This is a genomic window from Pseudoalteromonas sp. S3178, from assembly GCF_005886985.1.
Taxonomy (GTDB): Bacteria; Pseudomonadota; Gammaproteobacteria; order Enterobacterales; family Alteromonadaceae; genus Pseudoalteromonas; species Pseudoalteromonas carrageenovora.
In genome coordinates, this window is record NZ_PNCW01000060.1 from 17,280 (window position 1) to 43,229 (window position 25,950).

Genomic DNA, 25,950 nt, shown 5'->3' on the forward strand with positions numbered 1-25,950 from the left:
TACGAAATTTATCGGCTGTAAACTCGCTCTTTGTCGCACGTGGTATGGGTATTACTCGGATCGTTTACCTGCCATACGCTAATGTCTAAACGCCAAATTAGGTAAAGGGTGTGGTATAAGTTAGCCATGGTATTTTCCTTGAAAGTTTCACTGAACACATCTGTACTGTGGAAGAATTATGCCAACTGTTAATTGAATATTTTATGAATATAAATCAGTAATTTATTAAAACACTAAAAATAACTTTTGAGCGTTTAGCACCACTTTGGGGCTCAAGGGCTTAAAAATTGCACCAAAAAGCCACGCAGCAGGTGCGTGGCTTATGTTTTATACGTGGTAATTAGCGGCCTACTTTACCCTTTACTAGCGGGTCGAACGACAGCACACTAAATTTCCCTTGGCTGGCATTTTTACCGTCATTTAATACTGGCGAGCGGTGTAGCTCATCTACGGTAAAATATATTTTATGATCGGCGCCATAACTAAAGCCATCTGGCCAGCTTAAGCGCTCGTCTTTAAATAATACATGGTATTTACCACTTGGTTTTACTACGCCAATTGCGCCGTTGGTTATGTCGGTAACATACACATTGCCGCCGCCATCAACAATAATGCCATCTGAAATGGGTTTAGTGCCGTAACGCGTTACTTTACTCTCAAGGGCGCTTGCGCTCAGGCTTTTATTGTTAATATCGCTTGTGGCAATACGGTAAATCGACGTGCCCGACATAGCGCCAAAGTAAAGCCACTGTTCGCTTGGGTCGAGTGTGATTGGGTTTACGCCTAAACGGGCTGGTTGGCCGCCTAGTTTCATGGTGCGCCCTTCAATGACCATGTCGATGTTTTCGGCTGTGGTGTATGGGCTATTTTGTAATACTCTGCGCGCCTCACCTGTTTTTAAATTTACGGTAATAATAGCGGCTTGGCTGCCTTGTGCGGTATCGGCAATGTATACAACACCGTGTTTATTATCGATGACTAAATCATTTAAAAAAGAGGTGTCGGTAATGGTGGGTTTAGCTAAATAAATTATTTTATGCAGCTGCTCTTTATTGGTATCCCAACCGACTAAACGCCCAGCATGATCAGGGCCTGATGTATCAAGCATCCATAACACGCCATCGGCTGATACATTTATGCCAAGTACATCGTAAAAGCCTTTGCCGTTTTTATACGCGTATGCCCATTTTTCATTAGGGTAGGGCTTGGTGGTGCCATCGCTTAATAGCTCCATAATTTTTTGTTTTTGGCCGTAAAAACCATGTACCGATAAAAACTTACGACCTGATGGCGTAATAGCAATATTCCCTGGTGGGTGCTGGGCGTCGAATGTGGCGACTGTGTTTAAATTGGTGTTAGTATTTTGGGTATTCGCAAACACACTGCTGGTTAAAAACGCGGTGCTACAGGCTGCTGCTAAAAGTATTTTTTTAATCTGATTCATGTTTAAAAGCCTTCTAAAACAAGTTTACCGCGTGAGGTGTGCGATTCTAAAATTTGGTGCGCTTTATATAAATTAGGGGCGTTTATTGGGCCTAAATTTTGCCCAAGCGTGGTTTTAAGTGTACCTGAGTCTATCAGTTCACTAATTTCATTAAGTAAGGTGTGCTGCGCTGTTATATCGGCTGTAGTAAATAGTGAGCGGGTAAACATAAACTCCCAATGCACCGATATACACTTACGCTTAAATTTTAAAATATCGAACGATGCAGGGTCGTCTATTAGCGCAAATTTACCTTGAGGTTTAATACACTCTACTATTTGATCTTGGTATTGGTCGGTATGGGTTAAGCCAATAACGTAGTCAAACTCAGCTAAACCCAGTTCTTTGCGCTGCTCGTTTAAGTTTTTAGAGTGATCGAGCACATGATTGGCGCCTAACTCTTTAAGCCAGGTTACGCTTTGCTCGCGTGATGCAGTACCTACCACGTTTAGCCCAGTAAGCTGCTTGGCAAGCTGTACTAAAATAGAGCCAACGCCACCAGCGGCGCCAATAACTAAAATAGATTGCTGAGTATTTTGCTTATTTTTAGGCACTTGTAGGCGATCAAACAGCATTTCGTAGGCGGTAATACTGGTTAGTGGCAGCGCTGCGGCTTGTGCGTCGGTTAATGTTTTAGGCGCACGCCCTACAATACGTTCATCAACTAATTGAAATTGCGCATTACTGCCTTGGCGCGACAAATCGCCGGCGTAAAATACACGATCCCCCACATTAAATAACGAAACCGACTCGCCAACGGCTTTTACAACGCCTACACCGTCCCAGCCTAATACTTTGTAGCCTTGCTCTGGCGCTACATTTGCACGTATTTTTGTATCTACAGGGTTTACCGAAATAGCATTTACTTCAATAAGTAGGTCGTGCCCGGTAGCGGTTGGGGTATCAAGTTCAATAGCTTGTATAGAGGTTGCTGTAAGCGTTTTAGAGTTTTTGGTGTAGCCAAATGCTTTCATGTGCGTTCCTGATGATTTGAAGTACTTTTTAATATGTAAACACTATAGCTCAGTTGAAAAATAGAAAAAGACATGAAAAACTAAAGCACTTTCAAATTTTAATTGAAAATATGCGATCATTTAACGATATTCAAACTTTTATAGATGTAGCTAGTTGCGCCAGTATTTCTGAAGCTGCACGGCAAAACGCGCAAACCCCAGCGGCGGTAAGTGCAGCTATTAAGCGCCTAGAAAAAGATTTAGGAAACGTGCTGTTTATTCGCTCTACCCGCAGCTTACGCTTAAGTGTGGCAGGGGAGCAGTTTTTAAGTTACGCCAAAGATTCACTTTCGCTTATTCAACAAGGTGTAGCCGCAGTGCAAACTGTAGTAGGCGAAGTAACAGGAACGCTACAGGTATCGGCCCCGTGCGATTTAGGGCGTAATAAACTAAGTGAATGGCTTAATGAGTTTTTAGCGCAATACCCGCATGTAAAACTTAAACTGCACTTAAGTGACGAAGTAAGCGACATTTACAGCCAATCAATTGATATTGCACTGCGCTTTGGTGTACCAAAAGATTCGCAGTTAATTGCAGCGCCACTTTTTTTAAATAATGCGCGTATTTTAGTGGCCTCTGCTGAGTATGTAGCAAAAAATGGATTGCTTACACATCCCCTTAACTTAACGCAGCACACCACTATTACGTTTATGCGCTTTGGTGAGGTGTTTAAAGAGTGGCGATTTTATAAAAATGGCGCGGTGCAAAAAGTGCAGCTAAATTGCCAACACATAGTAAACGATGGCGAAATGGTTAGGCGCTGGGCGCTAGAGGGCAAAGGCATTGCGTATAAGTCGTACTTGGATGTAATTGATAATTTAGCAAGCGGGGAGCTCGTTCATTTATGCCCACAGTGGCAAAGTGATCCGCTACCGCTTTATATGATGTACGCCGACCGGCGCCAAATGACCCCGGTGATCACCGCATTTAGGGCGTTTATTCAACACAAAATAACCGCGTTAGTGGGGTAGTTTTTAATCTTTATTTTCTGCGCAGCTGTGGCTAGTTAAATCGTTTACCACTAAATCAAGCAGCTGCATAAGCTGTTTAGCTTGCGTAGGGTCTACACTTTCAAACTTACATAATATATTTTTTGGAATATTAGCGGCTTCGTTTTTAAGGGCTTGTCCACTTTGGGTAAGCTGAATTAGGCGTTTACGCTTATCGTTTTCGTCTTTAATAACAGCCAGCAGAGACTTTTCGGCCATTTTTTTGAGTATTTGGGTCATAGCGCCGCCATCAATAGCGGTTTTATCTATTAGCTGCGCTATGGTGATTTCGTCTTGCTCCCACAGCGCCATCATCACTACATACTGCGGATACGTTAAGTTAAGTGCAGCCAAAGGCTCACGGTAAGCGCGAGCAATACTATTTGATGCCATATATAGCCTATGACACAGCTGATTTTTTAATTTTAATTGCTCAAACGACATGCCCAACTCCCAACGCGTTAATACTTTAAACTCAAAAAACATTTTAATTTGCATGCAAAGTATTTGCAATTACTATTTATCTGCACTATTATTTTGTATGCAAAATAAATTAAATTGATAAACTTTGGAGTTCACTATGAATGTATTACAAAACGTTGCCTACACAGCAAAAGCAACTGCAACCGGTGGCCGTGAAGGTGTAGCTAAATCTGACGATGGCCGTTTAGATGTAAAACTATCAACCCCAAAAGGGCTAGGTGGCGACGACGGACAAGGCACTAACCCAGAGCAGTTATTTGCAGCAGGTTATGCAGCGTGTTTTATTGGCGCACTAAAATTTGTAGCCGGTAGCGAAAAAATTGCCCTGCCAAGTGATACACACGTTAATTCTGAAGTATCTATTGGCGCGATTGAAGGCGGTTTTGGCATTGCAGTTAAACTAGCTGTATCACTAGGTGATATGGATAAAGCGGCAGCGCAAGAACTTGTAAATAAAGCACACCAAGTATGCCCATACTCAAACGCTACACGCGGTAACATTGAAGTAGAGCTTTCGGTTATTTAATTAACTAATTAGATAATTTTAAAAGCCCAGTGGTTTTGCCACTGGGCTTTTTTGTGCGCTGCAATTTAGCAGAGTTTCTACGCTTACAAATAAATATACGAAAAATCGTATATTCACTATTCCATATATCCTAGTTTTGTTTTATTGTATGCACACTAACTAAACGAGGATGCTATGGAACAACTCAACCCACTTCAATTTTACAAATGCTTAGCCGACGATACGCGCTTAAAAGCCATGTTATTAATTAGCCATGAGCAAGAGCTATGTGTGTGTGAGCTTGTTGCAGCGCTTGAACTTAGCCAACCTAAAGTGTCGCGCCACTTAGCACAGCTTAGACAATGTGGCTTATTGAGCGACCGTAAGCAAAATCAATGGGTGTACTACAGCATTAATAAAGCCCTGCCACAGTGGGCTCTTAGTGTACTAACACAAACACAAAACGAAAATTCTGCGTTTTATAACGACGATTTAAATCGACTCAATGCAATGGGTAATCGCCCAGAGCGTGCAGCAAGCTGCTGTTAATTAAGCAAATTTATATAACTTTACTAAAGGTATTTATTATGACAATTAAAGTAGGTATTAACGGCTTTGGCCGTATGGGACGTTTAACACTGCGCGCGGCATTAGAGTGGCCAGAAGTAGAATTTATTAAAGTAAACGATGTTGCAGGCGATGCTAAAACACATGCCCATTTATTAGAGTTTGACTCAGTGCACGGGCGTTTAGCGCACAGCGTTACAGCAAACGAAAATAGCTTTAGTGTGGGTAAACACACTATTGCCGTTACCAATAACAAAACCATTAACGACACCGATTGGTCTGATTGCGATGTAGTAATAGAAGCCAGCGGTAAAATGAAAACCACTGAGCTGTTAAATCAATATTTAGCACAAGGTGTTAAGCGCGTTGTTGTAACCGCACCAGTAAAAGAAGACGGCATTTTAAATGTGGTTATGGGTGTTAACGATGATTTATATAACCCAGATGAGCACAAAATTGTTACAGCGGCTTCGTGTACTACTAACTGTTTAGCGCCAATTGTAAAAGTACTACAAGAAAAAGTAGGCATTAAGCACGGCTCAATGACCACGATTCACGATATTACCAATACCCAAACTATTATTGATGCGCCACATAAAGACTTACGTCGTGCTCGTTCGTGCGGTACGAGTTTAATACCCACCACAACAGGTAGTGCAACAGCCATTACGCATATATTCCCTGAGCTTAAAGGTAAGTTAAATGGCCATGCCGTGCGCGTACCTTTAACTAACGCATCAATTACCGACTGTGTATTTGAGCTTGAGCGTGGTGTAACTGCAACTGAGGTGAATGAATGGTTTGCTGACGCGTCTAAAAACGAGCTTGCAGGTGTATTAGGTTACGAAGAAAAACCGCTGGTATCGATTGATTACAAAACCGATCCGCGTAGTAGCATTATTGATGCGCTCTCTACCATGGTTATTAATAATACCCAGCTTAAATTATATGCTTGGTACGATAACGAATGGGGCTACGCTAATCGTACCGCCGAGCTTATGCTTAAAGTTGCTAAAAGCGACTTGGTTTAACCATTTATAAGGTTTAAAGGGCTTTAACCATGTTTGAGCAACTTGCTAATTTACCTACAGCAATAAAACAGTATTTAATTATTACCGGTAATTACTGGGCATTTACCTTAACCGATGGCGCACTGCGTATGCTGGTGGTGCTGCATTTTCATCAGTTAGGGTATGGTGCGTTGGCTATTGCCATGCTGTTTTTGTTTTACGAAATTTTTGGTGTGATCACCAATTTAGTGGGCGGTTGGCTTGGGGCTCATTTAGGCCTTAATAAAACCATGAACTTTGGCTTGGCGCTGCAAATAATGGCGCTTGCCATGTTATGCGCGCCAAGTGAATGGCTTACAGTTGCTTATGTTATGGCGGCGCAAGCACTTAGTGGTATAGCAAAAGATTTAAACAAAATGAGTGCCAAAAGCGCCATTAAACATTTAGTGCCCGAGAGAGAAAGCGGCCAAGGCCAGCTTTACAAATGGGTGGCTATTTTAACGGGCTCTAAAAACGCGTTAAAAGGGGTCGGTTTCTTTTTAGGCGGGTTACTACTTACGGTACTGGGATTTGTTGGGGCTTTAAAAGCACTTATTATACTACTTACTATTGCGTGGATGATTAGCGTTGTATTTTTAAAAGGCGACATGGGTAAAGCTAAAAATAAGCCCAAGTTTAAAGAGCTTTTCTCTAAATCTCGTGCAATAAATTTATTAAGTGCAGCACGACTATGTTTGTTTGCCGCGCGTGATGTGTGGTTTGTAGTGGCTTTACCTATTTATTTAGCCCAGCAGTTTGATTGGAACTTTTGGTGGGTTAGTGGCTTTATGGCACTTTGGGTGATTGGCTATGGCGGCGTGCAATCGCAAGCGCCACGTATTACAGGCACCAATAATTCAAATGTTGATACCGTTAAACATGCGTATTTATGGGTATTGCTGTTAAGTGGTGTAACAGCATTTTTAGCACTACTTATGCAATTAGATGTTGCTGTGCATGCTACGCTAATTATAGGTTTACTTATATTTGGTGGTGTATTTGCAGTTAACTCATCAGTACATAGTTATTTAATTGTCAGCTTTGCTAAAAGCGATGGTGTATCGCTTGATGTTGGCTTTTATTATATGGCCAATGCCATGGGGCGTTTACTGGGCACCGTGCTTTCGGGGTGGGTGTTTCAGGTTTATGGTTTTGTAGCGTGTTTATGGGTGAGCGTAATTTTGCTTATTTTGGCCTCTATAGCCACTGCTTTTTTAGCCAAAAATAAAAGCTAAACGTTTGTATTAGATTTAATTTTCTTAGCGATATTCATAGCTTCATTTCTCAGATCTACTAAACTGTAGCCGTAGTTTAAATTAAAGGGTGAAATGAATGCGGGAATTATCACTAGCAAAAAAATTACTGTGGCTTACAGTCTCAAGTATATTATTAACAGTAATAGTATTGTCGGTTACGTTGTGGTGGCAATTATCGACAAGTAACAAAGATTTAGCTGTTAAATCAGAAGGGTACATTGTTGCCGAGGTTGAGCATAAACTTAATTCAAATGCAGCCGCTTATGGTGAAAAAATAGCAGGCTTTATTAATGAAGCCTATCGCGTACCTTATTCATTAGCCGCTTTATTAGGCGACGCTGCACAAAGTCAAAATTTAGGTCGCGATACGGTTGTGAGCATTAACCGTTCGATGTTAGAGCAAAATACGTTGCTTTCGTCTATATACTCGCAATTTGAGCCAAATGCTTTTGATGGGCAAGATTCGAGCTTTAAGCAAGGGTATAAACACTCAGTAAATGGCGATGGCACCTTAGAGGTATATATTACTCGCGATCAAAATGGCAACATTGAGCAGCAAAAAGTAGCCAACGCTGCCGATAAATATATAACCTCATTAAACGAGTTTGGTATTCGCGAAGCGCATTGGTACTTATGTGCAAAAGACACGTTAAAGCCGTGTATTATGGAACCTTACTTATACGAAATCCCATCGGGTGATTCAGTAATGTTGACCTCGTTAACTGTGCCTATATTAAAATCGGGCCAGTTTATAGGTTTAGCTGGTGCTGATTTAACGCTACCTACCTTTCAAGCAATGACCGAGCAATTGTCTAGCGAGTTATATAACGGGCAAGCAAAAGTAACGCTTTTAAGCGACATAGGTTTAGTGGTGGGCAGTAGCCATTATAAATCTAAATTAGGGCGCCCATTTAAAGAGGCTGTTAGTGCCGCTACTTTTAAAGAAGCCGAAAGATTCAAAGGTCAAAAAGGCATTTTTAAAATGTCGTCAGAGTATTTAGTTAATTACCCTATAAACATTAAACTTGCGAATACTCAGTGGTCTTTACTTATTGAAGTACCTACTAATTTAGCGCTTGAAGGACCTGATGCTTTAGCTAAAGGAATGGATGATACAGCAAGCTACTTAGGTGTGATGATCTTAATTACAGGTGCTGTAATAGCGCTAATCGCATTTATAATTATGAAAATTGTGGTGGGCAGCGTGGTTGCTCCTCTTGAGCAAATTCAACAGCGTGTAGATAACCTAGCCAGCTCTGAGGGCGACTTAACACACACACTCCACGTTGATACTCATGCTGAACTTATTGCTCTTGCTGGTGGATTTAATGCCTTTTTAACTAAATTACGAGGCTTAATTGCAGAACTAAAAGATGTTTCATCGCAAACTAAGCATCAAGGCGAAATAGCGCAGCATATTGCTATTGATACCAAGCACAACGTGCAATCACAATTTCAAGAAATTGAAAGCGTGGTAACCGCCATGAATGAAATGAGCGCTACTGCACTTGAAGTAGCAAGAGCCTCTGAGCAATCAGCTCAACAAGCGGATGAAATAAATGGTTTAGTGGTAAGTAGTGAGTCGAGCTTGTCATCGGCTATGAGCCAAGTTAAAACCATGTCTGAAGAAATAAAAGAAGCTAACCAAGCCGTTGAAAAAGTGGCGTCGCGTAGTAAAGATATTACACAAATTTTAGATGTAATCAGAACGATTTCAGAGCAAACAAACTTACTTGCACTGAATGCAGCCATTGAAGCAGCACGTGCTGGCGAGCATGGCCGAGGTTTTGCGGTTGTTGCCGATGAAGTACGAGCACTTGCTTCTAAAACCCGTTCATCTACCGATGATATTAGTCAACTTATTGATAGCTTATTGTTAGAAGTAGGTAATGCATCTACCGTAATTGAAAAAGGCGTAGTACGCGCTGAAAGCGCAGTAGACGAAACCTCAGTTGCCTTTGATGCTCTGCATAGCGTGGTAGTAAAAGTAGATGAAATTACTAATCAAATTACGCACATTGCCACCGCAGCTGAAGAGCAAAGCTTAGTAACCGAAGAGATAAACCGTAACCTAACGCTTATCTCTGATGCGGCATCGCAGCTTGCTGATTTATCTACCCAAGCGGGCGATAGCAGCGAAGCGCTTAATGCATTGGTAGCGCAACAAGATAGCGAGCTTAATAAGCTTAAAACGTAAAAAAGTAAGATATAAAAAAGCGGCGAATTCAGTGTGAATTAGCCGCTTTTTTGTTGAGACTTTTTAGTTGCGAGTAACTCGAAAAGTTATAGCTTTTTGATCAAGGCAAACATTTGATTGATCATCGGCTGCGCTAATTGCTCAACCCCTGGGCGGTTAAAGTAGCCACGTAGCCCAGTAAATTGCACCTGAAAAAACTGCGCATATTCAAGTGCCGTAAGATTACTACTCAGCTCATTATTTTTAATAGCTTGAGCAAACAAGGTTGTTAGGTAAGCTTCAAACTTTGCCGATAAGTCTAAACTCAGTTCATATAAAGAGGCATCTTTTTCTGCAAATTCACTGTTTGCTTTTACCAACATACAAATAGCACTTGGGCTACAGTCTTTGGTTTTAATTATTACGTTTTCTACAAACGCACGCAAACCACCAACAACAGTGTCAGAACTTGCTAAAAAGCCATCAATTTGGCTTTTCATTTGTACGGTGTAGTCTTTTAAAGACTCACTATATAAGCCTTCTTTAGAGCCAAACGCCGCATAAATACTGCCTGGGCGCATATTAATTGCTTCTTGTAAATCGCGGGTTGAGGTTGCTGTAAACCCCTTTTCCCAAAACAATTGGCTTGCAACGCGAATTACATTCTCGCGTTCAAATTTAACTTTGTTAGCCATTTTAATCTCAACTATTTTGAACGTATGCTCAATTTTAACTTGAACAGTCGCTCAAAATCAAATAGTATGTGTCTCGAAGTTATTTAACCTGAATTCTGGTTAAGAGATTTACTAACATATTTCTTTATGATGATATTAAAGGTTATTTTCTCTAGCCAGAGGTTTTTAGTGAAAACAAGGCGAATTTACGCGTCAATAGCTAGCCTATTGCAAGTAAATTCAACGCAGTTATCGCTGAAAATAGCTGTTAGAGATAGATTTATTATCCAGAGTTCAGGTTACTCAAACACATTAATTTATTGGAGCAGAACATGGCAGAATTTACGTTATATACTCAAGACAACGCACCTGAAGAATCAAAATCGCTTATGGCTGATTCAGTAGCAGCATTTGGCATGGTGCCTAACCTTCACGCGGTAATGGCTGAAGCGCCTACGCTACTTAAAGGCTACCAAGTACTGCACGACTTATTTCAAAAAACATCGTTTAACGCAGAAGAGCTAACAGTTGTATGGCAGTCAATTAACGTTGAGCACGAGTGTCATTACTGTGTACCAGCGCACAGCGCAATTGCCGCTTCAATGAAAGTTGACCAAGATATTGTTGATGCACTAGTAAACAAAACACCACTTGCAGACGCAAAACTTGAAACACTACGTGAAACAACGCTTGCAATGACACGCGATCGCGGCGTAATTAGCGATGAGCAAATTGAGAAGTTTTTTGCAGCAGGTTACGGTAAACAGCAACTACTAGAAATTATTGTTGGTTTATCGCAAAAAGTAATGAGCAATTACACAAACCACCTTGCTGATACACCAGTTGACGAACCATTTAAAAAGTTTGCTAAATAATAGCGGTTTTAAAACACAAAAAGGCAGCCTAGGCTGCCTTTTTGTGTTTTAAATGCAAAGTTATTTAAATTTAACGGTTTTTGTACTGCGAGTATAAATACGCTGCTCGGGCTTAGTCCATTCACCCTTTTTTAAATAAGAGGTTGAGACTACAAATTTATCGTCTTTTAACTCGCTCATCGACTTAACCTTAGTAATCCCATCTTGACTACCTGTCACATCTTCATAGGCTACAAATTGAGTAGGGCTGAGCACTTTCATGGTGCCTTTTGTGTAAAACCCTGCGGTAGTGAAATAGTAAAACACTAATGACTCTTTTTTACTGTCGTAAAAAATCATCGATTCACCACCATATTCGCCTTCATTAATAGAGTGCATGGTATGTATAGCTTTACCATTTAATGCGCGCTCCCATCGGCCAACATCTTGTACTGGTTTGGCACCTTCAGGCACTTTAAAGTCGGCCTGCCAAGTGCCTAAATAAGGCTTAAATACGGCAAGTTCTTTATCAAGGTTGCTGGGCGTATCGGATGCATAGCTGCTAATTGTGTATAAGCATAATACTAAGAATAGCGCTTTAAAATATGTCATAATTTGGCTCTTATTATTTTGGTTTAACAGCTTTTAGTATAGGCGAACATTAATTGATAAAGAAAACATTAATCACGTTCTCACTGCTTTATTTAGCAATAATTTGGCTTGCGTATTTATCTCAGTACTTGCCTATTTACATACCTATTTATATACCAGGTTATATAAGCTCACTGAGCCTAATCACTTTTATAATGTACGCATGGGATAAGCGACAAGCTAAACAATCAACGCATAAAAAAGTTAACCGCACGAGCGAGCGAACACTGCAGTTATTATCATTATTTGGCGGCTGGCCCGGTGCGCTCATTGCACAGCAATGGCTTAGACATAAATCGCAAAAACGGCGTTTTATAGGTGTGTTGTGGTTGTGTATTATTTTAAATATAAGTGGGGCAGGTGGTGTATTGTATTTTTTGATAGGTAGCTAAAATTATGCCTTTAAAACGAGGTTTAAAGGCATAATTCAAAATTCTATTTAGTGTTTAGTTAGCCGCTTCAGTTGCTGCTACTTCATCTAAATTTACAGTTAAAATAGTCTTTTTATCTACAGCAACCCACTTGCGGTAAGTTAGGTAGCCAGGTTTGCTTACTTCAACGTCGTATTCACCTTCTTTAAGCTCAATAGCGTCTTCGTATACAGGCTTTATGTTCATTATGCGTACGCGTGCATCACTAGGGTTAGTGATTACAGTTAATGAAATAGGTGCTACAGCTTCAACAATTTCTTCTTGTACTTGAACTGCTTCTTCTTTTGCCGTTTGCTGCGTTTCGTCTACTGACGATGTAGTAGAACAACCACTTAGTATTAATAGTGCTGCTAGTGCGCTTATCTTTTTCATAGGTACTCCATAAACTCATTTAAATAGTAATAATTACGAAAAATCTTGGAGGAGTTTATGCAAAATGATCGCTCAACTCGTCGTCCTTGACCTTCGTTTGTTAAAACAAAACGTGTGTTAGTTTAGTATATATCGTTATTTTTAGTTATTTGGTGATACTCACCAAATAAAACAGTTGTTTAAAGCATTACATTATCAAGAGACTGAGTAATAGCTTCGCTTCTTTCAACTAGTTGTTCTGCTGTGCGGTACATCTTTCTTTTCATTAATGTATTTGCCATAGTGATGTAGCGTCTAGATAATTCTTGTTTTAAAGAAACCAATAAAGAAAAGTCCTTAGGTAACGCTGCAGACTCAGTATTGATTAACTCTTCAAAGTCTAATAAATCTTTATACTCTTCAATTGTCTCTAGTTTTTGTGTGTATCTGTCAAATCTAGGGCCGTAAAATACAACGGCATCTTCAGTTGGAAAATCAGCTTGCTCACCTAGGTTAATTTTCTTTTGGTAGAGCGTTAAAGCATCTATCGCCGACTCTCTTTTAAGAAGGTTTGCGAAACCAAGTTCATTTTTTTGATTATTAGTGAAAATAGCTTTACCAACATTAAGTAAAGATTTTTGCGTGATCACATCATCTTCTTCAATAGCTTTATCTAAGGCAAGTTTGTAATTATCAAAATGTATTTCAGACGGGCGATAAACGTAGGTACTATCAACTACGCTTAAGTCATTGATTAATTGTGGAATACTATTATTGTCCAGTTCACTATAGCGAGATTGATCAAGTAACAAATCAATACGAGAAGTAATATCTGAAATTATTGATTGGCGTTCTCTTAGAATGCTTTCGAGTTGTACAGATAGCTTTTCTGAATCAGGGTAATACTCTAATGCTTTGCTATAAACATTAATGGTTTCATCAAAATCTTTAAACTTGTTAGTACTTGTATTGATTTGGTTAGCTCTGTAATCAAAACTCTGCAAGATATTAGCTTGATTTGATCTTAATAAACCTTGTTTTAATACCTCGTATTGCGGGGGGATTTCTGCAAGTTTATTTAAAATCTCAGGTCCATTCCAAGACATCCATGTTTCTACTTGTTGGTTTATTGCTTTTGCATTATCTAACTTAGCTTCAAGCTGCTTTATATTGTTTGTATTTGTTAGGTAGTACTGGCCAGCTAAAAGAGCTAACACGACAGTACTGGCAACAAGCGCTATTGCTGGTTTAAAGTTGCTTTGAAGCTTAGCTAAAACGGGCTTTAACGAATCAGTTCTTTTTGCTGCATCTAAAGAAACTGCTTTATTAAGCGTGCCCCACAGCCATAAAGGGCAGTTACTAGGGCGTTTTGCCGATGTATCTTTAGGGAGTGTATCTGCTGCAACACGATTATATGGATGTTTGCTACTTAATAATTCTAGTGCAATACACGCATAAGAAAAAACGTCATCTTTAACAGATGCTGCAGCACCTTTAAGTTGTTCAGGGCTTGCATAGGTTGGTGTATAGCCCCCTACAGTACCTAAGCTTGATTCGCTTTTAACTGCATAGGCATCTTCAATGGTTTTATGTTTTGCAATACCAAAGTCGAGTACCTTAAGGCTACCATTAGAATCGAAAATTATATTTGATGGTTTTAAATCGTTATGAATAACGCCACGAGAGTGAGCATAAATTAATGCATCAGCAAGTTGGTTAAGAATTACATTCGCTTTTTTGAAAGCCATTCCAGAGGGTTTATTGCGCTTGATTATTTGCTCAAGCGTTTCGCCTTCTACTAATTCCATGGTTACATAATGTAAATCGTTATCAGATCCTGCAGAATATACTTTTACAATATTAGGGTGAGAGAGCTGTTGTGTTTTAGTTGTTTCATCTTTAAGAAGTGAAATAGCTTCTTCAGAATGAGAAAACTCTTCTAACAATACTTTAATCGCTACAAAAACTTCAGGACGACTCGCACTTTCTAAAAATAAATCTCTGGCTCGATAAATGTAACACATACCACCTTGGCCAATAAGTTCTTCAACTAAGTAGCGGTCTGATATTTTTTTACCTACAAGGTTTAATTTATTTATTGCTTTTGGCGTGCGAAGATTTGAGTCAAGCGAAGCTATCTGCGTTTTATCATTAGAACTGTTGACACCGCTCATTATAAATCCTTTTATTGTGTATATTAAAATAATCGCAAAGGTGAGTTTTTTATTTTTATCAATTCTCCCTTTGATAAGCGCTGTATTTTTACAAAAATTAGCCAACTTAGCAATGTTTCTATAGCAGAACTTTCGTACAAAACTTTAAAAAATTTAGAGCTTTTATATTAATTATTGAAATATCGTTTAATTGCTATTTGTTTTTATAAACAGCGTAAGTCTACAGGCATTGTTTTGTAACACTTTAAGGTATTTAAAATGAATAATGTGTTGTGAAAATTAATAAATAGTAATTTTTTAAATCGGAACATACAAAATATGTTTTTTAAGCTTTGAAAGGGCTTTTTTAAAGCGGTTTTGATTAATTTAAATTATTTGGATTTATGCTTTTAAAAGGCTGAGTATATTTTTATATATTAATTTCAATGTTGACAATAGTTTCTCTTCTACTTTATCCTAATAAAAATGTAGATTTATGGGACTAACTTATCAAATGGAACTGATACTAAACATCACTAGTTATCATAGACTCTCTCCAGAAATTGAAGCCACTAAAAAAGTAAAAGACTCTCTAATATTTGGCCGTTCAGAAGCATGTGATTGGCACTTTCCTGATCCCGAAAAAATCATTTCTAGTAAGCACGGGCGCATAGTTAAAGAGGGTGATTCTTTTTATGTTTACGATACATCTACAAATGGTACTTTTGTAAATTTTGGCGTAGCTCCATTAGGCCAAGGTAATAAACAACGCTTGTCTGATAGTGACACAATTACTGTGGGTGATTTTCAAGTAGAAGTGAAATTAGCTACCAACGAAAAAGCTCCTGAGACCGATTATGGTAATTTAAGTGCAGCTGCTAGTTTGAGCAAAGAGCCAGAAAGCGCTTATCAGCACCCTACTGAGCGTTTTTCAGAGGCAGAGCAGTATTTTAATGAATCAATAATGGATGAATCTATGCCTGCAGTTTCTATGACTCAGGCCAGTGAAGATAATTCAGCAAACCAAATACCGGAGAACTGGGATGAGCTTGCTCACTTAATGAACCCGGAGGCGGTAACTCAACAAGCACCCGTTGTAAGTAAGCCACAACCAAAACAGCCTGTTAAACAACAAGTTTCAGTTGAGGCCCCCGTACTTGATACACCTGTAAGCAAACCTCAAGCTGTAAAGCCTGTTCATAAGCCAGCTGTGCAAAAGAATCCAATATCACCGAGTGAAGATACTGCGTTAACCGATGCTTTTTTGAACGGGTTAGGGATTAAAGCTGAGTTACAAAATTCGTTAAACTCGCAAGAACTTTGGTTTGAAATGGGCCAAGGGTTAAATTTATTACTCACAGAGTTGATGGAGTCTCTTCGTCAAAGAGCACTTGTGAAAAACCAATTGCGTTTAAACCAAACAATGTTTCAAACCCAACAAAATAACCCAATTAAATTTTCGGCAGATATTGATGATGTTATTCAGAATTTATTCATCAGAAATAGTGCAAGCTTCCTGTCGTCTCGAGAATCAATCAAAGAAAGCTTTGTTGACACTCGAAGACATGAACATGCTTTATTAGCAGGAGCTGATGGCGTATTAAAAGGGATGTTAGAGCAAGTTTCTCCCCAACACATAAATCAACAAATAAATGATAATTCTAACGTATTAAAAATCATCCCTGGTCAAACAGAGGCTAAGTGCTGGAAGCTATACCAAAATTTATATGATGAGTTATCTCATGATGTAAATAGTAAGGGAGCTATGGCATTGTCAGATGATTTCTTAAAAGCATATAACGATAGAATTAAAGAATCGTTCTAGAAAGGAAAGTAGATAATGAACAAGTTTAAGCTCTTTTTAATGAGTTTCAGTTTACTGTTTTTAGCCATGGGTTGTTCAACTGTTAATAAGTTTGTACCTCCTTCTACAGATCTAAAAATCAATGTGTCTAAAAATGTTAATCCGGACACTTCGGATAGGCCTTCGCCGGTAGTAATGAAAATTTTTGAGCTCAGCTCAAGAACAATTTTTGATACGCAGGATTTTTTTAGCCTATACGAAACACCTGAAAAACTATTAGGTCCAGACTTATTAAAAAAAGATGAATTAGAATTACAGCCAAACTCTGTTCAAGAATACAAAATGAGCTTAAACCGCAATACGCGATATGTTGGAGTTGTTGTTGCGTACAGAGATATCGACCAAGCACGATGGAGAGCTGTAATTGAAGTTGACCCTACAGGCTATGACGATATAGATGTAAATGTTGAAGCAATTGCTACATACATGAGAGAGCAATAAAAAAGGATTTGTACAATGAGTGATAACACTCGTGTTGCCTGGACCGAAGGAATGTTCTTAAGGCCGCAACACTTTCAGCAGTCAGATAAGCATTTTTCGCATTTAATAAAGCAAATTTGCAATGGGAATTTAGCAGATCCTTGGGGCATACTTGATATAAGTATTGACACTCAGCTATTAAGCTCAGGCCAATTTGCAATTGAGTCGTTATCAGCTATTACTCCTGATTTGCTACCCATCGATATGCCTCAATCAACCTCTTTACCTGAGCCTTTAGTGGTTGGTAAAGATGTGTATGATGAAATAGTTTATTTAGCAGTTCCTGCACTAAAAGCCAGTGGTATTAATATTTCATCTTTAGATGAAGATATTGTTACGCGTTATAAACTCAATGACTTATCAGTAAGCGATGACTCTTTAGGTGCGCAAGCTCAAGAAATTATTCAAGTAGCTAAGGTATTTAGTAAGCTAGTATTGTCATCAGACGATCACGCTGGCTATATATTATTGCCATTAGCACGCATTGTTGAAGTAAGTAGTGAAGGGCAAATTAAGCTCGATTCAAAGTATATTCCAGCTTCTTTAAAAGTAGGTCAATGTAAGCCATTACTTGGTCTAGTGAGAGAAATTGGCTCAATGATAAAGCAGCGTTCAGAGAGTATCGCTGTTAGATTGTGCCAAGGCTATGCGGGAAGCACATCTGTAGCCGATTTTATTATGCTGCAAACGTTAAATAAGTATGACGCTGTTTTTGAAAACTTATTATCAGTTAATAACCTTCATCCAAATATTCTTTATACACGTTTAATAGAGCTTGCTGGTGAACTTTCTACTTTTAGTACAGTAAACAAAAGAGTACCTAAATTACCTAAGTACGATCATAAAAATTTAGGCCCTGTATTTAGCGAAGTAGTAAACTTTTTATATCAATCTTTAAGTCATGTAATCGAGCAAACTGCGACAGAAATAAAGCTAGAGCAAAGCAAGTTTGGTATTTCTTTTGGTGCACTCAAAGACAAATCGGTACTTAGCTCGGGTCAATTTGTATTGGCTATTAAGGCGAGTGTCCCCCACGAAGAGCTTCGTAAGATACTACCTTCTCAAATTAAAATAGGTAGTGTTGAGACAATCCGAGATTTAGTAAACAATCAAATCCCAGGTATTACAATCAGTAACTTACCAACGGCACCGCGTCAAATTCCTTACCATGCAGGTTTTCATTATTTTGAATTAAATAAACATGGCGAGCATTGGGCAAAACTTCATTCAAGTGGTGGTATTGCTATTCACTTGTCTGGAAATTACCCCGAGTTACAACTAAGCCTGTGGGCAATAAGAACTTAACTTTTAAAAGGAAGAGTTTCAATGGACGAAACCATTATAAAACCACGTCCTGGTCGATTAGGGCGTGATGCCTCAAATAATACTCAAGTAGATAACGATCCAGACAAAACAGTTATGTCTGTTGAGCCTGTTGCAAGCAGTATTCCTAGTAATGCAAAGGTATCTATATTTAAAAACCCGTTAATGGAAGCGGCAACAGACTGTTTTTCATTGGTTATTTCAATCAGAAAATCAGTTGAGATGACAAACTTGGCTGCGTTAAAGCATCGATGTGTTGAGGCTATCAAACGCTTCGAAGTCGAAGTTCGTAATCAAAATCTATCAAAAGATGTAATCAAAAACTCCCGTTATTGCTTATGTGCAATTTTAGATGAGTCTGTTTTAAATTCTAAATGGAGCTCTATGGAATGGGCTGACGAAAGTTTACTTTCAACATTTCATAAAGAGACCTTTGGCGGTGAGTACTTTTATACTTTGCTAGATAATGCATTGTCTCAGCCAGAGCAACACAAAGCCTTTTTAGAGCTTCAGTACCACTGTTTAAACTTAGGTTTTAAAGGTAAGTACAGGTTAGATACTGTAGGTGATAATAAAGTTGAAGAATACCGCTCACAAATGTACCACCTATTAAATCAATTAGATGGGCCAATCAATAATAAGCTTTCTCCTAATTGGAAACAAAGAGTAGCCGCTGGCGTTGAATTAAGAAATCAGGTGCCGCTGTGGGTTATTTTTTCTGTTCTGGGCCTACTTTTACTTACCGTTTATTTATTTATAAATATGAAGCTAAATGATGATGTTACCGCTGTAAATGACAAGCTGGCCATCATTCACCCTCTAGCTGAAGACCAAGCAATAGACAAAAAGGATCAGCAGCTACTTGTATTAGAGCAACTATTACAAACCGAGATTCAAATGGGGATTGTAACGATAAAGAAAAATATCGATAGGATCAGAATCTCAATTAATAGTGAGAGCCTTTTTAATCAAGGTGACTCTAAATTACTACCTTCATTTCAACCTATTTTAGAAAAGCTAGCATTAAGCCTTGAAGGAACCAAAGGGCGTATTTTAATAACCGGCCACACAGATGACACACCAATTAGAACTGATAAATACCCTTCAAATTGGCACCTTTCTTTAGCGCGCGCAACGCAAGTTGCAAACTCTATGGCTAAAAGTACAAACCTCAGTGGACGTTTATGGCCCGAAGGTAAGGGCGCAGCAGAGCCTATTGCCAGTAATTCAGATTCAGCTTCTCGGTCACTTAACCGACGAATTGAAATCGACTTATTATTTTAAGAGGCTGAAATGAGTTTTTCACAAAAAATAAAAAAAGTGACCTACGCACTTACATCTCGTACGGCAATGCTAATTATTGGCTTTTTAGCTTTATCATTACTAATTTGGTTTGGCGGCCCGCTAATCGCAATAGCTGACTATGTACCACTACAAAGTATTGCAGCAAGATTGTTTACTATTATATTGGTTTTATTAGTTTTTTCTGTGTCTAAAATTTATCGTCTTATGCAACAAAGCAAACGAGACGAAAAAATGGCTGATGAGTTAATTGATAGTAATAGCGATACAAATAGCTCCGAAGTAAATGAAGAAATTACTACGCTTAAAACGCGAATGAATGAAGCTATCGATCTTTTAAAAGATGTAAAGCTGTTCAAAGGTAAAAATATTTACCAGCTGCCTTGGTACATAATGATAGGACCGCCAGGGGCTGGCAAAACTACCGTTATTCATAACTCAGGGCTTGATTACCCACTAAAAGATAAGCTGGGTGTTGATTTAGTTCATGGTGTTGGCGGTACTCGTAATTGTGATTGGTGGTTTACCAATAAAGCTGTTTTAATTGACACTGCAGGGCGCTATACAACGCAAAGCAGCCACGCAAAGCATGATTCACGTGCATGGGAAGGCTTTTTAGGATTACTGCGTAAGTACCGTCCTCTTAGGCCGATTAATGGTGTAATGATCAGTATGGGTATTTCTGAGCTTATGAGCCAGACCAAAACTGAGAGAAACCTACATGCTCGTGCTATTAAACAGCGATTACAAGAGTTACAAAGCCAATTAGGCATGACTTTTCCTGTTTACGTTATTTTTTCTAAAGTTGATTTAATCGAAGGCTTTAGAGAGTTTTTTGGCGAATTAACAGAAGAAGAATGTGAGCAGGTTTGGGGCGTAACCTTTGAACTTGATTTAGATAAAGACACGCAAGTAGATGCATTTAATAAAGAATTTCACACATTAATTTCTAAATTAACCGAGATGTTAAATCGTAGATTAATTAATGAAAGAAACGAAGAAATTCGCGCTAAAATATTCGAATTCCCGAGGCAGCTTCGTGTGCTACAAGGTGTAGGAGATGCTTTTTTAAAGGAAATATTCACTCCAAATGCATATGAAGAACTACCAATGTTTCGTGGTGTTTATCTTACAAGTGCAACGCAAGAAGGTACGCCATCAAGCTTTTTAAACGAAGCAAACGCAGGCGAATCTGGATACATTAACCAATCTAAAAGCTTTTTTATAAAGAATGTATTAGAAGGTGTCATTTTTCCAGAGCAAAACTTAGCAAGCACTAACAAACATCATGACAAACAAAATAAATGGCTTCGTGTTGGTAGCATATCGCTTGCATGTATAGCTTTATTTGGCTTTTCAACATCGTGGTACTTTAGTTTTGCTTGGAATAGTAACTTAATTTCAGAGACTGAGGATGCGATTGCAACGTACCAAGAGCTTGATACAGCTTCATTTGATCGTAATAACTTACTAGTACTAAACGACAGATTAAAAGCTCTTAGAAATTTACCTGCAAGCAACCCTGAACTTGTTAATACACAAGAGTCTAAATCAATTGGGTTTAACAAACTAAATGAAATAAAAATGGCTTCCACACAAGCCTACGACCGTTCATTGCAAACGTATTTAGAACCGTTTATTGCAAGTACCTTAATTAAAGAAATGGAAGCTCATCCTGAGCACTTAAGTTATTTATACGAAACACTGAAGTGTTACCTCATGTTGTTTCAGCCTGAATACTTTGAAAGTGAAGATATAACAGTATGGTTTAACGCGTATTTAGAACGTAATTTACCAGGCGATAAAAATATGCAAACCAGAGTAGAGCTGATGGAGCATGTTGCTACATTACTTGAAAACGGTGTTAGCCAAATTGAAATTGATAATCAAGCCGTGCGTGTTGCACGAGCTGAGCTAACTAAGCTACCAATTGCTGAGCGAGCATACCAACGACTTCAAGCCGACTTCTTAGATAGCAGTATCCCGCCATTTAGGCTTACAGACATTATTAGTTTCGAAAGTGCGCAAAAATTTACTTTTAGAAATGACGGTGAGCTTACGCGAAGTATCCCGGGCTTATATACATTTAATGGTTTCCACGGCATTTTTAATGTTGAGAAAAGTAAAATGCTTGGTAATTTAATGGCAAGTAGCTGGGTGTATGGTGAAGAGGCCACGGGTACCTACGATATTTCTAAAGATGAGATTGAGAAGAAACTAGAGCAGCGATATTTTCAAGATTATATCTATTATTGGCAATCATTTATTGATGATTTGAGCCTGAATCAATATAGCTCTCCTGCTGAGGGGGTTAATATTACTGATGCTCTAGCGGGCTCTGAAGCACCTATTAAAAATATTATCACTGCAGTTCAAAAAAATGTGCAGCTAACTAAATTACCCGTATCGGATAATCAAAAGGCTGCAGGTAAAGTTGCAGCAAATGCTGCTGAAATTGCTATGCAAACAAAGGCTAATCGCATCAAACGATTTTTACCTGACGAAGCCCCTAAATTTGACATTAAATTACCGGGTCATCAAGTTGAAGAAGCCTTTGAAGATGTAATAAATATTGATGCTCAACAATTAGATAATATTCAGAAAAATCTAAGAGAGCTAAACGTTTACTTAACCAAACTTGACAGAGGCGATCAGTTAAAGTCGTCAATTAAAGATCAAATTAGCGGTAAAAGTAAGCCAAGCTTTATTCGTCAACTTGAGTTCCAAAGCCGAGACTTACCTTATCCGTTTAATAGTTGGTTGTTAGATATCAGTCGTGATACTAGCAATATTACTAAAAATAGTGCCAACAGACATTTAAACGAGATGTGGAAAAGTAAGGTGTTACGCGAATATAACGCTGCAATTGTTGGCCGTTATCCGTTCTCTCCATACGCAAATAAAGAAGTGAATATGAAAGACTTCACTCGATTCTTCGGCCCTGGTGGCACGATTGATAGCTTTTTCACTAACTATATTGCGCCTAGTGTAGATATGAGCTCAACGCCATGGAAATTTGAAAAAGATATAGGCATTAGCCGAGATACATTAGCGATGTTTGAACTTGCTAATCAAATTCAAACCGTCTTTTTTGATGGCGGTAGTGCAACACCAAGAATTGAGTTTGGTTTAAGGACTGTAGAATTAGATCAATCAGTATCAAAGTTCAGGGTCGAAATTGATGGGCAATCTATGTCATATCGTCATGGGCCAATCAAAATAACTAACTTTGTATGGCCAGGATCATCAGGGCAAAGTAATACTCGGATTGAATTTACTCCTCCAAGTGGTGGTCGTCCCATTAATACAACTTACCAAGGTGAATGGTCGCTATACCGTATGTTAGACGAGTTAAGTGCTAAAAGAGCAAAAACACGTGAAGACTTAGAGTTACATTTTTCACTCATGGGGAACAATGCAAAAGTCGAATTATTGCCTAAATCAATCAGGCATCCATTTTGGAATAAAAGTGTAGAGAAGTTTTCATGTCCGACCCGATTATAAATATTGGTTATCTTGGCAAAGTGCCTAGTTTAGGTGACTTTGTACAAGATAACGTATCGAAAGAGTTTTCAGAGCATTGGGAGCAATGGCTGCAAGCAGCCATTGCAGTGAGTAAAGAGCAGCTAGGTGAGGTATGGCAAGATAATTACTTAACCGGACCAGTATGGCACTTTGCATTATCGCCAAATATTGTTGGTGACAAAGGGGTTATGGGCACGTTGTTTCCGAGTATGGATGCCGTGGGACGACATTATCCTTTTACAGTTGCAAGCACATTAGAGCAAGCACCGATTGATGTTTTAAACTCAGGAGTGTTCTCTTTAGAGTATGAAGATACTGTATTAAAAGTTTTAGATAGTTCTGTCGATTTATTTTCATGGCGTAAAGAAGTTGCTAAATCTTTAAGTGCTATAGCTGGAGTTAAAAAGCAGGTTAGCTTTTCAAACTCTGCAGATAAAAATAAAAGTGCGGAAGCATTTGAGTTTTCAGGTGATGAGTTATCGGGTGAAGTTCTTCAAGATGCTATGCATGCTCTTTTATTAAAAAAACATGGCGATTACAGTGTTTGGTGGACGCATGGCTCTTGCAATATAAAACCAATGGTACTTATAACCCCTGGCTTGCCTGCGGTAAATCAAGTTGCGGCAATGTTAGATGGAAGGTGGAAACACTGGGAATGGAATTTTACACAGGTAAAAAATAGTGATTAGCAAGTTTAGTACAAGTTATGCAATTACCCATCGTGGTGCTGTTAGGCAGCTTAACGAGGATGCGCATGTAGAAATAAACAGCCATAACTTATGGGTTGTCGCAGATGGGATGGGTGGTCACGAGGCTGGTGAAGTTGCCAGCCAACTTGTTGTAGATGTAATAAGAGCAAAGGTTGAAGAGCTTCCACTTGAAAAACTTGAAGTGTCACACATAGTTGAAGCTATTGAAGATGCTAATAGGCAATTAAACGAATACAGTGCCCAATATCTAGGTAGTAAAACCGCGGGAAGTACAGTTACTGCATTATTTTTAAAAAATAATAAGTACTATGTTTTGTGGGTTGGCGATAGCAGAGCTTACATGCTTCGAGATGGTCAACTTAAGCAAATATCAAGAGATCACAGCCAAGTAAATGATTTAATCGATGAAGGGGTTATTTCAATAGAAGAAGCTAAAACGCACCCATTATCAAATGTAATCACAAGAGCTGTGGGTGTAACTGAAGAAGTGAAAGTAGACGTTATTCAAAATGAAGTGAAAACAGGCGATATATTTTTACTTTGTTCAGATGGTCTCACTGGTGAGTTGTCTGATGAGGACATATGTTTGTCATTAGAGCCTAGTAGTATTATTGATTCTGGTATGGCGCTAATGCATTCATCTTTAGTTAGAGGTGCACGAGATAATGTGACCTGTATTTTAATAAAATACGATAAAGGATACATTGGTCATAATTCAGAAACATTCAATATTCAAGATGAAGCTACAATACCTCTTTTTTCTAAATAACTATTTTAAAAAATAAATAGTGTTTTTATTTTTATATTTGAGTTTTTACTTTAATTACATCTATTAATTTATAAGTATATTAAATTTTCAATTGTTTATATAAAGGCAATAATCAAGGTTTAAACTCAATTGTAACTAGGCTTGTAATTTATTATAAAGAATGTAATATGAAATCCGCTCCGCTTTATTGGAGTTTTATGGATAATTATTAGGACGACGGAATGTTTTTATTTGAAGAGTATATTTCCCCTATTTCAGACACCGAAGTTGCAGGTATTGATCCTCGCTCAGATGTGTCTCCTACGTCGACTTATTACGCCTTAAAAGATTTAAGAAACCAGCTTCGAGCAGCAGAAAGAAATGCGTTAGTTGATGAAGAAGGTATTTCCTCACTAGCAAGAGATTGGCTTCCTTTATTAGAGCAATGTAGCAAAGCAATAAAAACACAAAGCAAAGATATTGAATATTTAGCTTGGTTTATCGAAGCCCTTTGTCGAATTCATAGTTTTAAAGGTTTGGCTTTTGGCTTTAAAGTTGCACATAACTTGCTCGATAATTATTTTGACGAACTCTATCCGTCTCTCGATGACGATGATGAAGTGTCAGATAAAGTATCTGCCTTGGTTGGCCTTAATGGTTCAGCAGGGGAAGGTACATTAATAATCCCAATTAAAAGTATCTATCTGACCGACAGTGCCAGTATGGAGTCATATTCTTTTTGGGAGTATCAGCAGGGCTATGATATTTCTCGTTTAACGGATGAGAAAAGAGAAAAAAAGCTTAATTTAGGTGCTGTTGATTATGAGCTTATTGAAAGAAGCGCTGCAGAAACCAGTACTGAATTTTTTGTTACTTTAAAACAAGACATTGAAAACGCGATTGAGCAATTTGCTTTATTAAGCGAAGTAATGGATAGAGTAACGGGTCAGCCCCAGCCAACTTCAAATATAAAACAAGCATTAGAAGTAAGCCTTGCTGCTGTTGAGCATGTTGCAGCAGATAAGCTTGAAGCTGCTGAAAAAGCAAAAGCGGCATTAAATGAAGTGCAAGAAGTGGTTCAAAGTGAGGACGACGAAGGTCAAGGTGTTGCATTACAAGCTGTGAAAGTTAATAACGAAATTAACTCAAGAGAAAGCGCGATTAATAAACTCAAAGAAATCGCTACTTTTTTTAGAAAGACAGAGCCGCACTCACCTATGTCGTACACCATAGAACAAGTAATTCGATGGAGCGAATTGTCGCTGCCTGAATTATTAAATGAATTAATTACAGATAGTGATGCTAGGACGGGGTACTTTAAGTTGTCTGGCATTAAAATCAGCGAAACTGAAACATAAGTAAA

The 25,950-nt window shown here is 38.5% G+C and carries 23 protein-coding genes; 16 read left to right on the forward strand and 7 right to left on the reverse strand.

Going from position 1 to position 25,950, the window contains the following annotated elements; genetic code table 11:
* Window positions 1–340 precede the first annotated feature (340 nt).
* Together CWC11_RS15810 and CWC11_RS15815 are read right to left on the reverse strand one after the other, a co-directional pair.
* Window positions 341–1,444: an L-dopachrome tautomerase-related protein gene (locus CWC11_RS15810; RefSeq protein WP_138683476.1), complete on the reverse strand. Its 1,104-nt coding sequence runs from the start codon at window positions 1,442–1,444 to the stop codon at window positions 341–343.
* A gap of 2 nt (window positions 1,445–1,446) precedes the next feature.
* Window positions 1,447–2,457: a zinc-binding alcohol dehydrogenase family protein gene (locus CWC11_RS15815; RefSeq protein WP_138683477.1), complete on the reverse strand. Its 1,011-nt coding sequence runs from the start codon at window positions 2,455–2,457 to the stop codon at window positions 1,447–1,449.
* A 110-nt stretch (window positions 2,458–2,567) separates the two neighbouring features.
* Between CWC11_RS15815 and CWC11_RS15820 the strand changes: the two genes are divergently transcribed.
* Window positions 2,568–3,467: a LysR family transcriptional regulator gene (locus CWC11_RS15820; RefSeq protein WP_249330755.1), complete on the forward strand. Its 900-nt coding sequence runs from the start codon at window positions 2,568–2,570 to the stop codon at window positions 3,465–3,467.
* Between the two features lie 3 nt (window positions 3,468–3,470).
* Here CWC11_RS15820 and CWC11_RS15825 read toward each other — a convergent pair whose 3' ends face one another.
* Complete coding sequence (locus CWC11_RS15825) at window positions 3,471–3,929, reverse strand: MarR family winged helix-turn-helix transcriptional regulator (RefSeq protein ID WP_138683479.1); 459 nt, start codon at window positions 3,927–3,929, stop codon at window positions 3,471–3,473.
* Window positions 3,930–4,065: 136 nt separating this feature from the next.
* Here CWC11_RS15825 and CWC11_RS15830 point away from each other — a divergent pair, with 136 nt between their 5' ends.
* From CWC11_RS15830 to CWC11_RS15850, 5 genes are all read left to right on the forward strand, one after another.
* Entirely contained in the window at window positions 4,066–4,494 is a 429-nt protein-coding gene (locus CWC11_RS15830; protein ID WP_138683480.1) for an organic hydroperoxide resistance protein, read from the forward strand.
* A gap of 174 nt (window positions 4,495–4,668) precedes the next feature.
* The gene (locus tag CWC11_RS15835) at window positions 4,669–5,022 is read left to right on the forward strand and encodes a metalloregulator ArsR/SmtB family transcription factor (protein ID WP_138683481.1); all 354 of its coding nucleotides are present in this window, start codon (window positions 4,669–4,671) and stop codon (window positions 5,020–5,022) included.
* 38 nt (window positions 5,023–5,060) lie between these two features.
* Entirely contained in the window at window positions 5,061–6,071 is a 1,011-nt protein-coding gene (locus CWC11_RS15840; protein WP_138683482.1) for an ArsJ-associated glyceraldehyde-3-phosphate dehydrogenase, read from the forward strand.
* A 29-nt stretch (window positions 6,072–6,100) separates the two neighbouring features.
* On the forward strand, window positions 6,101–7,324 hold the full coding sequence (arsJ, locus tag CWC11_RS15845; protein WP_138683483.1) for an organoarsenical effux MFS transporter ArsJ: 1,224 nt from the start codon (window positions 6,101–6,103) through the stop codon (window positions 7,322–7,324).
* A 97-nt stretch (window positions 7,325–7,421) separates the two neighbouring features.
* Entirely contained in the window at window positions 7,422–9,542 is a 2,121-nt protein-coding gene (locus CWC11_RS15850; protein ID WP_138683484.1) for a methyl-accepting chemotaxis protein, read from the forward strand.
* An 86-nt stretch (window positions 9,543–9,628) separates the two neighbouring features.
* Here CWC11_RS15850 and CWC11_RS15855 read toward each other — a convergent pair whose 3' ends face one another.
* Entirely contained in the window at window positions 9,629–10,216 is a 588-nt protein-coding gene (locus CWC11_RS15855) for a TetR/AcrR family transcriptional regulator (protein ID WP_138683485.1), read from the reverse strand.
* Window positions 10,217–10,527: 311 nt separating this feature from the next.
* Here CWC11_RS15855 and CWC11_RS15860 point away from each other — a divergent pair, with 311 nt between their 5' ends.
* The gene (locus tag CWC11_RS15860) at window positions 10,528–11,070 is read left to right on the forward strand and encodes a carboxymuconolactone decarboxylase family protein (protein ID WP_138683486.1); all 543 of its coding nucleotides are present in this window, start codon (window positions 10,528–10,530) and stop codon (window positions 11,068–11,070) included.
* A 60-nt stretch (window positions 11,071–11,130) separates the two neighbouring features.
* Here CWC11_RS15860 and CWC11_RS15865 read toward each other — a convergent pair whose 3' ends face one another.
* On the reverse strand, window positions 11,131–11,661 hold the full coding sequence (locus CWC11_RS15865; RefSeq protein WP_138683487.1) for a hypothetical protein: 531 nt from the start codon (window positions 11,659–11,661) through the stop codon (window positions 11,131–11,133).
* A 53-nt stretch (window positions 11,662–11,714) separates the two neighbouring features.
* Here CWC11_RS15865 and CWC11_RS15870 point away from each other — a divergent pair, with 53 nt between their 5' ends.
* A complete protein-coding gene (locus CWC11_RS15870) occupies window positions 11,715–12,092 on the forward strand; it encodes a DUF1294 domain-containing protein (RefSeq protein ID WP_138683488.1) in 378 nt (125 codons plus the stop codon).
* Between the two features lie 54 nt (window positions 12,093–12,146).
* Here the strand turns inward: CWC11_RS15870 and CWC11_RS15875 are convergent, their stop codons facing one another.
* Window positions 12,147–12,503, reverse strand: a complete 357-nt coding sequence (locus CWC11_RS15875) for a PEGA domain-containing protein (RefSeq protein WP_058547856.1) — start codon at window positions 12,501–12,503, stop codon at window positions 12,147–12,149.
* A gap of 179 nt (window positions 12,504–12,682) precedes the next feature.
* Complete coding sequence (locus CWC11_RS15880) at window positions 12,683–14,656, reverse strand: serine/threonine protein kinase (RefSeq protein WP_138683489.1); 1,974 nt, start codon at window positions 14,654–14,656, stop codon at window positions 12,683–12,685.
* A 493-nt stretch (window positions 14,657–15,149) separates the two neighbouring features.
* On the opposite strand from CWC11_RS15880, the gene tagH reads away from it, so the two are divergent.
* The 8 genes from tagH (at window position 15,150) to tssA (ending at window position 25,945) form a co-directional block, all read left to right on the forward strand.
* Window positions 15,150–16,460, forward strand: coding sequence for a type VI secretion system-associated FHA domain protein TagH (tagH, locus tag CWC11_RS15885; protein WP_138683490.1), 1,311 nt, complete (start codon window positions 15,150–15,152; stop codon window positions 16,458–16,460).
* Between the two features lie 15 nt (window positions 16,461–16,475).
* Entirely contained in the window at window positions 16,476–16,940 is a 465-nt protein-coding gene (gene tssJ / locus CWC11_RS15890) for a type VI secretion system lipoprotein TssJ (RefSeq protein WP_058547853.1), read from the forward strand.
* 15 nt (window positions 16,941–16,955) lie between these two features.
* Window positions 16,956–18,284, forward strand: coding sequence for a type VI secretion system baseplate subunit TssK (gene tssK, locus CWC11_RS15895; RefSeq protein WP_138683491.1), 1,329 nt, complete (start codon window positions 16,956–16,958; stop codon window positions 18,282–18,284).
* 21 nt (window positions 18,285–18,305) lie between these two features.
* Window positions 18,306–19,586 (forward strand): type VI secretion system protein TssL, long form, encoded by a 1,281-nt coding sequence (tssL, locus tag CWC11_RS15900; RefSeq protein WP_138683492.1) that lies wholly within the window; start codon window positions 18,306–18,308, stop codon window positions 19,584–19,586.
* Between the two features lie 9 nt (window positions 19,587–19,595).
* Window positions 19,596–23,108 carry a type VI secretion system membrane subunit TssM gene (tssM, locus tag CWC11_RS15905; RefSeq protein WP_138683493.1) on the forward strand — a complete coding sequence of 1,171 codons (3,513 nt, stop codon included), beginning with the start codon at window positions 19,596–19,598 and terminating at the stop codon, window positions 23,106–23,108.
* Window positions 23,090–23,818 (forward strand): type VI secretion system-associated protein TagF, encoded by a 729-nt coding sequence (gene tagF, locus CWC11_RS15910; protein ID WP_138683494.1) that lies wholly within the window; start codon window positions 23,090–23,092, stop codon window positions 23,816–23,818. The genes tssM and tagF overlap by 19 nt, the downstream gene beginning before the upstream one ends.
* Window positions 23,811–24,608 (forward strand): PP2C family protein-serine/threonine phosphatase, encoded by a 798-nt coding sequence (locus tag CWC11_RS15915; protein WP_138683495.1) that lies wholly within the window; start codon window positions 23,811–23,813, stop codon window positions 24,606–24,608. Before tagF ends, CWC11_RS15915 begins: the two co-directional genes overlap by 8 nt.
* Window positions 24,609–24,829: 221 nt before the next feature.
* Window positions 24,830–25,945 (forward strand): type VI secretion system protein TssA, encoded by a 1,116-nt coding sequence (gene tssA, locus CWC11_RS15920; protein WP_058547847.1) that lies wholly within the window; start codon window positions 24,830–24,832, stop codon window positions 25,943–25,945.
* Window positions 25,946–25,950 lie beyond the last annotated feature (5 nt).

Coding starts and splice junctions, on each gene's coding strand:
- CWC11_RS15810 (WP_138683476.1), bottom strand. CDS start 1,444: ATGAATCAGATTAAAAAAATACTTTTAGCAGCAGCCTGTAGCACCGCG.
- CWC11_RS15815 (WP_138683477.1), bottom strand. CDS start 2,457: ATGAAAGCATTTGGCTACACCAAAAACTCTAAAACGCTTACAGCAACC.
- CWC11_RS15820 (WP_249330755.1), top strand. CDS start 2,568: ATGCGATCATTTAACGATATTCAAACTTTTATAGATGTAGCTAGTTGC.
- CWC11_RS15825 (WP_138683479.1), bottom strand. CDS start 3,929: ATGTCGTTTGAGCAATTAAAATTAAAAAATCAGCTGTGTCATAGGCTA.
- CWC11_RS15830 (WP_138683480.1), top strand. CDS start 4,066: ATGAATGTATTACAAAACGTTGCCTACACAGCAAAAGCAACTGCAACC.
- CWC11_RS15835 (WP_138683481.1), top strand. CDS start 4,669: ATGGAACAACTCAACCCACTTCAATTTTACAAATGCTTAGCCGACGAT.
- CWC11_RS15840 (WP_138683482.1), top strand. CDS start 5,061: ATGACAATTAAAGTAGGTATTAACGGCTTTGGCCGTATGGGACGTTTA.
- arsJ (WP_138683483.1), top strand. CDS start 6,101: ATGTTTGAGCAACTTGCTAATTTACCTACAGCAATAAAACAGTATTTA.
- CWC11_RS15850 (WP_138683484.1), top strand. CDS start 7,422: ATGCGGGAATTATCACTAGCAAAAAAATTACTGTGGCTTACAGTCTCA.
- CWC11_RS15855 (WP_138683485.1), bottom strand. CDS start 10,216: ATGGCTAACAAAGTTAAATTTGAACGCGAGAATGTAATTCGCGTTGCA.
- CWC11_RS15860 (WP_138683486.1), top strand. CDS start 10,528: ATGGCAGAATTTACGTTATATACTCAAGACAACGCACCTGAAGAATCA.
- CWC11_RS15865 (WP_138683487.1), bottom strand. CDS start 11,661: ATGACATATTTTAAAGCGCTATTCTTAGTATTATGCTTATACACAATT.
- CWC11_RS15875 (WP_058547856.1), bottom strand. CDS start 12,503: ATGAAAAAGATAAGCGCACTAGCAGCACTATTAATACTAAGTGGTTGT.
- CWC11_RS15880 (WP_138683489.1), bottom strand. CDS start 14,656: ATGAGCGGTGTCAACAGTTCTAATGATAAAACGCAGATAGCTTCGCTT.
- tagH (WP_138683490.1), top strand. CDS start 15,150: ATGGAACTGATACTAAACATCACTAGTTATCATAGACTCTCTCCAGAA.
- tssJ (WP_058547853.1), top strand. CDS start 16,476: ATGAACAAGTTTAAGCTCTTTTTAATGAGTTTCAGTTTACTGTTTTTA.
- tssK (WP_138683491.1), top strand. CDS start 16,956: ATGAGTGATAACACTCGTGTTGCCTGGACCGAAGGAATGTTCTTAAGG.
- tssL (WP_138683492.1), top strand. CDS start 18,306: ATGGACGAAACCATTATAAAACCACGTCCTGGTCGATTAGGGCGTGAT.
- tssM (WP_138683493.1), top strand. CDS start 19,596: ATGAGTTTTTCACAAAAAATAAAAAAAGTGACCTACGCACTTACATCT.
- tagF (WP_138683494.1), top strand. CDS start 23,090: ATGTCCGACCCGATTATAAATATTGGTTATCTTGGCAAAGTGCCTAGT.
- tssA (WP_058547847.1), top strand. CDS start 24,830: ATGTTTTTATTTGAAGAGTATATTTCCCCTATTTCAGACACCGAAGTT.